This is a genomic window from Aggregatilinea sp., from assembly GCF_036822615.1.
GTDB lineage: Bacteria > Chloroflexota > Anaerolineae > Aggregatilineales > Aggregatilineaceae > Aggregatilinea.
On sequence record NZ_DAISHJ010000149.1, the window covers coordinates 1 to 11,136 of the forward strand.

The following is an 11,136-nucleotide window of genomic DNA, read 5'->3' on the forward strand; positions in this document are numbered from 1 at the left end:
TGGGCCGTGAGGGCAGCGTAGGCGGATCGCGGCGTTCCGCCGGGGCGGGCGGTTCTGCGTCCGCCTCGGATGCGCTGTCCGATTCCGGCTCGCTCTCGACCGTTTCCACGACCTTCGCCACTGCGATCCCCTCCACTGCCGAGAGGTCGCTTTCCGGCGCGGCGTCTTCCGGCGAGAGGGCATCGTCCGGCTGGGCGTCCTCGCTCGATTCTGCCTCGTCCTCAGACGACGTTTCTGTCTCGCTCTTGATCGCGGGCGGCTCGACGTCACCGGGCGTAGGCGATTCGCCGGGAGCGCCCGGGTGGGGCGGCCCGATCACCGGGCGCGCCTGCCCGCCGACCGGCGTCTCCGCCACGATCTTGGGCGGCTCCGGCTCGACCAGCTCGGGGGCGTCGTCCGGCGTGTCAGCGGACGCGCCAGCAGCGGGCGTCTCGTTGGGGTCGTCGTCTGGAAATGGAAAGTCCGTGCGCTCGAAGCTCATCTTACCAGTCCTTTGATTTCACGGATCTGAGTCGATTATACCGGGAAGTGGGCCGATATGGGGGAGCGATGGGGAGGCCCCGGCTGCCTGCACTCTCTGGCCGCGCGTGCGGGCGCGGGCCAATCAAATGTGGGGCGGGTCATGGCGATCCGGTCCCCTGGATGCGCTGTGGGTTTCACCTAAGAATACGCGAAAAGGCGGGGCGAGTTGCAGGTTCATAGACGGTCCGCTGGCGACAATGCCGCGTGCCCGGAGCGATCGCCATGGGCGACCTCACCCCCGGCCCTTTCCAGTCTGGGCTGGAGAGGGGAGACGAGCAGCGCTCAATGGGGGTTTTTTAGGGGCGTATTGCAATACGCCCCTACCGGGCGGGTTAGAAACCCGCCCCTACAAAACCCATTCACCAACCGGATCGTATTTGTCCGTCAATTCTCGCTGATGCGCCTGCTACTGCCCCACGGACGCGTTGCTCAGGGTCACGTTGACCGTGCCTGTGCCCGAAACGCTGCGCACCTCGACCGTATACACGCCCGACGAGGGCAGTTCCACGCCTTCGATCATCGCGTTCAGGCCCGGCCCGTCGTCGTCATCTTCGACCAGCACCGCGCCATCCGGCCCGGTCAGCGTCAGGTACGTGTCCATGTTGGTGCCGCCGTCCGCGACGATCGTCACGACGTCGCCCTGCGCGCCGTTGAAGGTCCACGAGGCCGTGCCCTGATCCTCCAGCGCCGAGTCTACCGTCTGCCCGTACTGCAGCGTGACGTTGTTATCGGCGGCGGTCCACACGATCGGCCACGCCTGCACGCGGATGCCCTGGATATTGCTGTCGAGCACCGGCAGCGACGAGACGTCCACCGCTTCGCCCGCGCGCGTCAGGCTGACACGGTTGCGGTCGAGCCAGCCGATCACGTCCTTGCCATAGCCGAACAGGAACTGGCTGTCCTGCGAGCGCGCGAAGATCACGAACTGATCGCCTTCGGTGAAGGTGTCGAGCTGCGTCGAGGTGTACGACGGCAGCGTCAGCATTTCCGCCTGTCCCGGCGGGACCGTGCCGATGATGGCCGATCCGCCTTCGCTGAACGTCGCGTCTGAGGGGATGTTCAGCGGCAGGTATACGAAGTCGTCAAAGGCGACGGTTGGCGTGCCGTTCGCGTCGGTGTAGCTGTACGCGCCCAGCCGCAGGTCGCCCGTCATGTGCGCGTCGTCCACGACGTCCGCGATCACTTCGCCGTTGAGGTACAGCTCGATGTAGTCGCCCAGCACCAGCACGCCAAGCACGTTCTGCGGGTTGTCGCCCGTGTTGGCGATGGTGTTGGTGGTGTACGGGACCAGCTCGACCCACTCGCCGTCCACGGCCTTAAAGAACGAGTAGCGGCCATTGTGATCGAGCGAGTAGAAGTAGAAGTCTGCGTCGGTGCGGGTGCGGAACACCAGTCCGTACTCGTAGCGATCCGGCACCTCGACCACGCGCATCGTCGCCTGGAGGTAGAAGCCCGGCCCGACGCCCGCCAACGTATCGGGGAACGTCCAGCCCAGATAGTCCAGCTCGGGGATGGTCAGCGTCAGGGCGCCGTCTTCGATCGTGCCGTAGCGCCATTCGTTCTGGTTGTCATCGAAGCGATCCAGCACCGGCGATCCGAGCACCAGCGGGATGTCGGTCAGCACTTCGCCGGGCTGCGGCGTCGCCGTGACGCCCACGCCCGTGACCATCGGCTGCCCGTCGATCTGGATGCTTTCCAGCATCGGGTTCAGCACCTGATCCGCGAAGGACTTATCGTACTGGCCGGTGGGGGCCAGCGCGACGATGTACAGCCAGTCGTCGTCCGCGATCTGCACCAGCCATACCCAGGCGTGCAGACTCGATTCGCGCACGTCGATCTTGTACGCGGGATAGACGAAGCTGCTCACTTCTTCGTGAAGCTGCCCGAAGTCCGTCCCGTAGGGGTGCTCCACCGCGTAAACCGGGTCGCTCGCGTCGGTGATCATGCCGTCCGCGACGAGCTGATCCGGCGTGCCGCGCGCGATGACGATCGACGGGTACAGGTCGTACAGCGGATCGTCCACCGGCACGGCATACAGCGAGTACACGCGGCCAAAGAAGGTCGGCTCGGCCCAGGTGGTCGGGTAGTCGAGCGAGATGTCGATATTTTCCAGGTCGAACGGCTCGAAGCTGCTCGGAACGAACAGCGCCGTGTCGGTCAGCGCCGGATCGAGCGTTGGCGTTGGCCCGTTGACCGGGGTTTCGGTCGTCGGTTCGGGCGTATTCGTGGCCGTGGGTTCCGGCGTATCGGTGTCGGTCGGCTCGGACGTCGGCGTATTGGACGGTTCCGGCGTCGCGGTCGGCCACTCGATTTCCTGAATGTTCGTGTTGCCGGAGATGCGGACCGATTCGGCGGAGACCCAGCCGAGCCGCGCGCCAAAGACGATCTGGTACCAGCCGCCGTCGGTGCTGACGCCGTTGACCAGCGCCTCGTCATCGCGCGAGAGCGTGCCGATCGACTCGAAGTCGAAGCCCGGCCCGCTGCGCACGGTGACCCGCTCGCTGAGCACGGTCGCCGTGGTGGTGCGCGGCGTGCTGGTCGGCGCGGGGGTGTTCGTCGCGCTTGGTTCGGGCGTGTTCGTCGCCGTTGGCTCCGGCGTGTTGGTGGCCGTCGGCGCGGGGGTATCGGTCGCCGTGGGTTCCGGCGTGTTGGTCGCCGTCGGGGTCGGATCGGGTTCTTCGCCGCCACCCAACAGCAAATATCCGCCGCCGCCGATCACCCCGATCAGGATGATCGCAATCACCGCGATCAACACCGGGCTGAGGCCGCGTTTCTGCGCGGCGGCCATGGTGGCGGGCGCGGGGGTGGGCGGTGGCGTGGAGGGTGCGGGAATGGCTGCGCCGCGCGGCGGCGTGATCGGCGGTGGTCCGCCTGCCTGCGGGATCATCGTCGGCTGGTCGTCGCCGGGGGCGCTGTTCGCGTTGTGCGGCGCGGTAAAGCCGCCCTCGCCCACGATGGTGGCGTCCATTGCGTCCGGCGCGGGCACGTTTTGCGCGGCGGTCGGCAGGCCGTTCACCGCGCGGGTGAAGTCCTCGGCCATTTCGTCCGCGGATTGGTAGCGGTCGTCGGCGTGCTTCGACAGCGCGCGCATGATGACCGCTTCGATGGCTTTGGGCAGATCGGGCTTGATGCTGGTGGGCAGGGGCGGCGGGTCGTTGAAGTGCTTGTACATCAGCGTGAACGGCGTCTCGCCCGAAAACGGCAGACAGCCGCACACCATCTCGTACAGCACCACGCCCAGCGAGTAAATGTCCGTTCGCGCGTCCACCGCTTCGCCGCGCCACTGCTCGGGAGCCATATACGCGGGCGTGCCCAACACGTTGCCGGTGGCCGTCAGCTTACTGGTTCCGGCCAGCATCTTGGCGATGCCGAAGTCGGTCAGGTAGGCGTTGTCGCGCTCGTCGAGCAGGACGTTGTTCGGCTTCAGGTCGCGGTGGATGACGCCCTGCTCGTGCGCGAAGGTCAGCGCACTGGCGATCTGCGTCAACATGCGGCTGGCGAGCTTCAACGTCAGCGGGCCGCCGCGCAGCCGGTCGTCCAGGCTGCCGCCGCGCACCAGGCGCATGACGATGTAGATGCTCTTGCCTTCGCGCCCGAAGTCGATCACGGGCAGAATGTGGGGGTGCTGGAGACGGGCGATCACCTGCGCTTCGTGCTCGAAGCGCGCGACAAACTGCTCGTCGTCGGCCAGCTCGCGCGACATGACCTTGATCGCCACGTCACGGTCCATGGAGGTCTGGCGGGCGAGGTAGACCATCGCCATACCACCCCGGCCCAGCACGGATTTGATCTCGTACTGCCCGAGGCGTGCCCCGATCAGATCGTCACTTGCCATAGGACAACTCTAATGGTGAGGAAGCTCATAACACTCACTGAGCGTACTGGATAATCCTTAAAGAAGCAAGTGAAAACCCGTAAAAACTTTGATGAAAATGAGAAAATTCATCGGGCGGTGATTCGTTCACGAGATGCGCCCGCCGCGCTGGACCTGCTGCGCGATGTCGTCCGCCAGCCGCAGCTCGCCGTCGTCCGCGATTTCGCCGTCCCAGTCGTTCCCGACCGGCAGATCGAGCGCCACGTCGCCCGCGTCCAGATCGCCCAAATAGTCGTTGAGCGTGCCCGCGATGTACTGCGCCAGATCGTAATGCACCGTCGCCAGCGTGATCTCGCGCCCGTCGTGGCAGATCGCCTGCACGTTGTAGTAGCTCTGCGAGGTCTGCCGCCTGCGCGACGGGCTGGTTTCCACGCGCACTTCCGCGATGTCGTTCAGGTCCACGGACGAGCGCGTCCAGATCGGCAGCGGCGCGAAGCCCGTGCGAACCGTATCGCCGCCTACGTGGATGTGCAGCCGGTCCACCAGCGCCACCACCACCAGATACATCATCGCCACGGAGAGCAGCGTCAGGATCACGCCCGCGATCCAGTCTTCACTCTGCGGGGTGGTCGTCGTCGCCAGCGCCACGACCGCGGAGAGGACCGGCGTCAAGGCGATCAAGGTGAAGACGCTCAACAACGTGCGGTCGATGGGGCGCATCATGTGCCGCCAGCGGAACGACAGATCCATCTCGCCGTCTTGCTCGCGGACGGTCACGAAATCCGGCTGTTTGACTTTGCGCGGCTTGGCTTTACGCGGTGCGGGGGCGTCGAACGGAAACACGGTGCTGCACTGCGGACAGACCGCCAGCCGTTCGTGAATGTTGATGTTCGCGGCGGGGATGCCCGCGCCGCACGTCGGACAGGTGATGTTCATGGTGACTTCGCTTATTGATGTGGTTTCGCAGCTTGCGTGTTAGCCGCCCATCCCCTGACCGCTTCCCCCACGCAAGCGGAGGGAAGGAGAAGATGAGGTGGGGCTTTTGCGGTACGCTCCGCCTCTACAGCGGCATCTTCATAATGATATCCGTTTCCACGAATCCGAGCTTCTGGTACAGCGCGTGCGCGCCCGTGTTGTGCGCGAACACGTGCAGACCCAGGCTCTCCGCGCCCAACTCGCGTGCCTTGTCCGCGATGGCGTTCAGCGCTTCGCTGGCGTATCCCCGGCGGCGGAACGGCTCGTGCACGATGATGTCGTAAATGAAGGCGCTGGTTTTGTGCGGCTTGCGCGTGATGGCGACCCAGATCAGTCCAACCGGTTCCGCTTCGCCCTCGACGTGCATGGTGTACATGTAGTTGTCGGGCGTACGCGGACCCTCGGGCAGGAGCTCCTTCATCTGCGCATACGCCTTTTCTTCGGCTTCTTCGGCGGTCCAGTTGCCCGCCTGGACGTGCTCGGCGGCGTATTCGGGCGTTGTGACAGCCAGATAGTCCGCGAACTCGGCGTCGGTCATCGGGATGAGCTGCATTGTTTGGGTCCTCAACAGAGTGCAGAGATCAGGCGCAAAGAAGCTAAATCGAAACCGACAGCGCGATGAGAAGCTGCGCGGCGAAATAGGTGCTCAAGACCCAGAACGGCGCGCGCTTGACCGGCCCCCGGAAGCGATTGACCGCCAGCACCGAGTCCGACGCGACGAACAGATAGGCGCCGAACAGCGCCAGCGCACCTGCCGCGTCGCGCGTTTCCAGCCAGCGGTTCGCCGCCTGCCACGCCATGATCAGGATCACGCCGACGTAGGCCAGCACCGGGATCTTCATCGCGCCGAGCGACGGCCACAGCCGCCATAGAATGAGCGCGCCATAGGCCACGAACGGGATCGCGTACCACAGCGACGCGCGCCCCGTGCCTGCCACGGTGAACGCGGCGATGTAAAACAGGTGCGCGGTCAGGAACGCGGCCAGCCCCGGCGTGAAACGTGCCGGGAACATCAGGAATACGTCCCCGGCCAGCGAGGCCGCCAGCCCCAGCAGGATGAACGTCTGGTAACGCGACGTGAAAAATCCTTCGCCGCTCACCAACGCCACGACGATGATCAGGACGGTCGTCAGCGGCTTGAACACATACTCCAGCCGGGCGGATTCCCGGTACTGCGCCAGGATTGTGATCCCGGCGGAGAGAACGACGAGCACGGAGAGTAGGATAAGCACCATAATTACCCTTTAAGCGCTGTGCGGCATCAAGGCAAACCGCCGACGCGGCAGCCTGCCACAATGGATCATAACACTATTCCGGCTGGTCACCCGGCCACGTGCCGCTGTCGATGCGCCACTGCCGGAACCATTCCCAGGTCTTTACCAGCCCCTCGCGCACGGGCGTGTGCGGATTGAAGCCCAACAGCGTGCGGATCTTCGTGTTGTCGCAGAACGTGATCGGCGGATCGCTGGGCGGGGTGGGGACGTCGCGCGTGTTCAGCTTGCGCCCGGCCTGCGCCTCGATCACGTCGATGAACTCGCGCAGGGAGATCGGCGCGCCGCAGCCCAGGTTCATCACCTCATAGCCGAGCGGCTTATCCAGCGCGGCCATCACGCCCGCGACCGTGTCGTCCACATAGGTCCAGTCGCGGTGAATGTCGCCGCCGTTGAAGATCGGGATCTGCGTGCCGTCGAGGACCGCGTTCATCACGCGCAACGGCATCATGTCGGGACGCCCCGCCGGGCCGTAGACGTTGAAGAAGCGCAGCACGGTCACGTTCAGGCCGTGCAGGTGATAAAACGTATGGCCGAGCAGCTCCGCCGCGCGCTTGCTGGCGGGGTACGCGGCCAGCGGACGATCGGCGCTGTCCGTCTCCACGAACGGGAGCTGCTTCGTCTCGCCGTACACCGATGAGGTGGACGCCTGCACGAAAACAGCCGTGCCGTGGCGCTGCGCCGCGTCGAGCAGGTTCAGCGTGCCGTTGAGGTTGACCTCGACGTACAGGTGCGGCTGCCGTACGCTCTCGCGCACGCCCGCCATCGCCGCCAGATGTGCCACGCCGCGAATGTCGTGCGCGTCGAACAGCGCGTCCACGGCGGCGCGGTCGCGGATATCCGCCTCGACCATCGTGAAGTTGGGATATGCCGACAGCCGCCGCGCGTTGGCGCGCTTGATGGCCGGATCGTAGTAGTCGTTGAAGTTGTCGATCGCGACGACCGTGTCGCCGCGCGCTAACAGAGCGTCCGCGAGGTGGCTCCCGATGAAGCCCGCGCCGCCCGTCACCAGAATCGCCATACCCGTCACTACCTTTCTGCCGCCGCGACCCCGTCGCCGCCCGCAGGATGATAAAAGAGGCTCGATCTCACTGTTCAGTTTTACGCAGCGCCGCGCGACCGGTTGTGCTCGCGCGGGCGGTTGGTGCGGTTTGATGCGTGAAATCCGGTCGTTACCGCGACCTCACCCCCGGCCCCTCTCCAATCAAGTTGGAGAGGGGAGACATGCAGCGCCCAAAGGGGGTTTGTAGGGGGCGGGTTTCTAACCCGCCCTGGTGATGGCCGGATTCAAACGTAAAAGAGCATTGTGTTCCCGACGCCAAACGTCGCGCAAGAGCCGGGCGGAGCAAGCCCCGCCCCTGCGAAGGGCTGGTTTCCCCGTGGGGGGCAGTTCATGAATTGCCCCTGTACCAAGCGCCGCTAGGTCGGTTGGCCCTGGATCTCGAAGCGCCCGTTGTCCACGGTCAGCGTGGCCGCGTTCAGGAAGTAGCGCCCGTTCAGGTTCTCGAAGGGCCGGTTGACTGCCGCCTTCAATTGATCCGCCACCGCGCCGAGCACGAAGTCCGGCAGGTCCAGCCCGCCGACGTTCGCGTTCTCGATGTCCATCGCCAGCTTGCCGCTGCTGTCCACACGGGGCCGCAGCTCGACCAGCAGCGGGATCTTCACGCCGCTCTGCGTGAATTTGCCGTAGAAGCGCATCAGCCCGCCGTTGAACCCCACCTGCACGTCCTCGAAGGGGAAGCGGCGATCCTGGCTGTCGGCAAAGTCCTGGCCCTTGAGCGAGAGCCACGACGAGAACTGTTCCTGCGTGAATGCCGTCCAGAACCAGCCTTCGGTCGCGGCCATCGTGGCCGCACGGGCGACTTCCGCATCGAATGCCTGCGCGTCCGCCTGACTGGCTTTGAAGTTGTCGCGGATGGGCGGATCGGGCGCGTTGATCGTCGTGTAGGCGACCGCGCCAGCGACCAGCCCACAGCACAACAGCGGAATGACAATGAGGGCCAGGCAGCACCCTCCACAGCCTTCAAACATGCGTTGCTCTCCCGGTTTGCAGAATCCGACGTTCGAGCGATGTGCACGGCTGCGTATTGTACCCTGATGTGCCCGTTTTGGTGAGTGCGGACGGGAGCGTTAGTTGAGTGTGCCGCGCATGGAGAAGGTGCCGTTATCCGCGACGAGCGCGTTCGGGTCGAGCGTGTAGTCGCTGCGCATGTCCTGGATCGGCTGGGTGAGCAGGCGATCGACCTGTGCCAGCAGGCTGTCGAGGATAAACTGGGGCACGGGCAGCCCGCCCAGGTGCGCCTCATCGATGGTAAAGTCCAGGTGGCCGACCGGATCGACGTACGGCGTGACGAGCACTTGCAGCGGCAGATCCAGCCCGGCGGTGGTCAGCGTGCCGTAAAAATCGAACTGCCCGTCGTCCACGCCGATCTGAATGTCCTCGAACGGGAAGCTGTAGCCGTGCGAAAGCGCGTAGGTTTGGCCGTCCAGCGCCATCCACGACGACAACTGCGTTTCGGTGAACGTGACGCTGAAGGTATCGGTGTCGCGCGCCTGCTGCGCCGCCGTCGAGATCACCTGTTCGAAGGTCTGCGCTTCCGCCACTTCCGGCACGAATTCCTCGGTGACGGGCGGCTCCGGTTCCTCGGCGGTGACCATGTACGCCACGCCGAGCGTGCCCGCGCAACACAGCACGAGCACCACGGTGAAGCAGGTCATCAGGGCCAGCGGCAGTGAACGGCGACGCCGCCGGCGGGGTTGTGCATAAGAAGGATAGGCGTTCATAACCATCCATCGCGTTATTTCGACACTACCGCGATCCTACCAACACCGCGCCGATCCGTCACACACGGATGCCCTGCGCTCGCCCTATAGATGAGGGGAAAAGCAGAAGCAAAGGCAAAAGTGACCTCACCCCCGGCCCGTCTCCAATCCAGGTTGGAGAGGGGAGACAGGCAGGGCAAGGCGGGGTGTGTCGGGGCGGGGCGGCGAGCCTTGTCCGGTGTGAGAAAAGCCGGGCGGAGCAAGCCCCGCCCCTACGAAAAGCATGATGCGCTTCAAGTGGTGCAGATGGGGCGTATTGCGATACGGGCCGATAAGCGCCGTTGGGTGGGATGGGCAAAATCCCGGTCCGTAGGGAAGGCTCGTGCTGTTATCCGTTTACGTCAAAATCAGCGTGAACGGGATCAGCACGAACGCCGCGAGATAGACCCGCAGTGCCCAGCGATCGGCCATCAGCAGGTCGGTGAAACGCAGCAGCGCGCGCTCGTAGGCGCGGAAGGCGACCAGGATGTACGTCATCGAGATCAGCGTGATGGTCAGGATGGCGACCGTCACCAGCGCGATGGTCTTGGCGTCTTGCAAGATCACCGCCGCAACGAAGGTGTCCGCAAAGGTCGAGATGCCCGCGCCCATGATGTACGGCACGACCTGCTCGCGGTTGACGATCTGTTTGGCGGTCAGCGGGACCAGCAGCCCCAGTGACACGGACACGGACAGCGTCAGGAACGTGATGCCGAAGCCCAGTGCGAACATCAGCAGCGGGTTGGACAGAAACCCGTTTTCGCTGCTGAAGCGCGTGTTTTCGAGCGTGACTTCGGGCAGGGCGCGGTCGAACAGGCGGAAGCAGAACAGCATGATCAGCACGCCCAGCGGGAACAGCGCCACGTCGGGCAGCAGCCGCGTCAGCAGGTCCAGTAGCGGATCGAGCGCCCGGTCCATCAGCGACGTGACGCCCTCCATCTGCTCGACGGGCAGCCGCTCGAACATACCCAGGCGCAGCAGCACCGATCCGATCAGCAGGGCGGGGAAGTGCACCGACTGCGCCACCAGCGCCGCCAGCAGCCCCACGCCGATCCCGTCGCGGCTGCGCTCGCCGCGCAGCGAGTACATGTAGCCAACCAGCAGCACCATGAACGCCGCCCCAATGCGCGAGCCGTTGATCATGCCGAAGGCCGCAAAGCGCGAGATCGCGCGCCCGTCGTACAGCGTCACAGCGATGGCCGCGACGGGCGATCCGCTGAGAATGGCCGAAGCTGTGATCCAGCCGAAGCCCAGCCCGTCCCACAGGCTGTGCACCTGCAAGTGCTCGTGGATCAACGGTTCCAGCGGTCGCGCGCCGGTCTTCATGATTTGCAGCGCGACGACGAACAGACTCAGGCTGAACAGCGAAAGGGCGAGCTTGCGCGCGTGGGTGCGCATGTGAATGGGCAGCGCGGTGAGAGTCTTCAAGCCCTGTGCCGTCTCCATGCTCGGTGGACGATGGGTACAGACGTGGTACAGATGCTTGGCGTGGCTCTGTGCTCCGGTCCACCATTTGGCAGCCGGACCCGTATAATCAATGAGATTATGCGCAGCGTGAGTGCTGTCGCCAAATACGGGGTATGCTTTCTGGCCGGTTGAAGACCGTAGGATAAGATCGCCGTGGCCCAACTTCCACTGTCTAAACGCCTGTCTGCTCTCCGCCCGACTCATGGCCCGCTGGCGGGCGTCGCGGGCTGGATCGCCGCGCACCGCGCGCTGATCGGCGGCCTGCTGGCGCTCGCGGCCTGCGTG

Annotated in this window: 8 protein-coding genes and 1 pseudogene; all 9 read right to left on the minus strand. The window is 65.0% G+C overall.

Annotated elements, in window-relative coordinates; translation table 11 throughout:
* Positions 1–481 (minus strand): annotated as a pseudogene (locus V7116_RS23520) (hypothetical protein); the annotation flags it as partial.
* A gap of 447 nt (positions 482–928) precedes the next feature.
* Positions 929–4,357 (minus strand): protein kinase domain-containing protein, encoded by a 3,429-nt coding sequence (locus tag V7116_RS23525; RefSeq protein ID WP_324394433.1) that lies wholly within the window; start codon positions 4,355–4,357, stop codon positions 929–931.
* A gap of 126 nt (positions 4,358–4,483) precedes the next feature.
* Positions 4,484–5,272, minus strand: a complete 789-nt coding sequence (locus V7116_RS23530) for a hypothetical protein (RefSeq protein WP_324394434.1) — start codon at positions 5,270–5,272, stop codon at positions 4,484–4,486.
* Positions 5,273–5,396: 124 nt separating this feature from the next.
* A complete protein-coding gene (locus V7116_RS23535; protein ID WP_324394435.1) occupies positions 5,397–5,864 on the minus strand; it encodes a GNAT family N-acetyltransferase in 468 nt (155 codons plus the stop codon).
* A 43-nt stretch (positions 5,865–5,907) separates the two neighbouring features.
* Entirely contained in the window at positions 5,908–6,546 is a 639-nt protein-coding gene (locus tag V7116_RS23540; protein WP_324394436.1) for a lysoplasmalogenase, read from the minus strand.
* 73 nt (positions 6,547–6,619) lie between these two features.
* On the minus strand, positions 6,620–7,603 hold the full coding sequence (locus V7116_RS23545) for an SDR family NAD(P)-dependent oxidoreductase (RefSeq protein ID WP_324394437.1): 984 nt from the start codon (positions 7,601–7,603) through the stop codon (positions 6,620–6,622).
* 398 nt (positions 7,604–8,001) lie between these two features.
* Positions 8,002–8,613: a hypothetical protein gene (locus V7116_RS23550; protein ID WP_324394438.1), complete on the minus strand. Its 612-nt coding sequence runs from the start codon at positions 8,611–8,613 to the stop codon at positions 8,002–8,004.
* 99 nt (positions 8,614–8,712) lie between these two features.
* Positions 8,713–9,366, minus strand: coding sequence for a hypothetical protein (locus tag V7116_RS23555; protein WP_324394439.1), 654 nt, complete (start codon positions 9,364–9,366; stop codon positions 8,713–8,715).
* Positions 9,367–9,741: 375 nt separating this feature from the next.
* Complete coding sequence (locus V7116_RS23560) at positions 9,742–10,812, minus strand: hypothetical protein (protein ID WP_324394440.1); 1,071 nt, start codon at positions 10,810–10,812, stop codon at positions 9,742–9,744.
* Between the last annotated feature and the right edge of the window lie 324 nt (positions 10,813–11,136).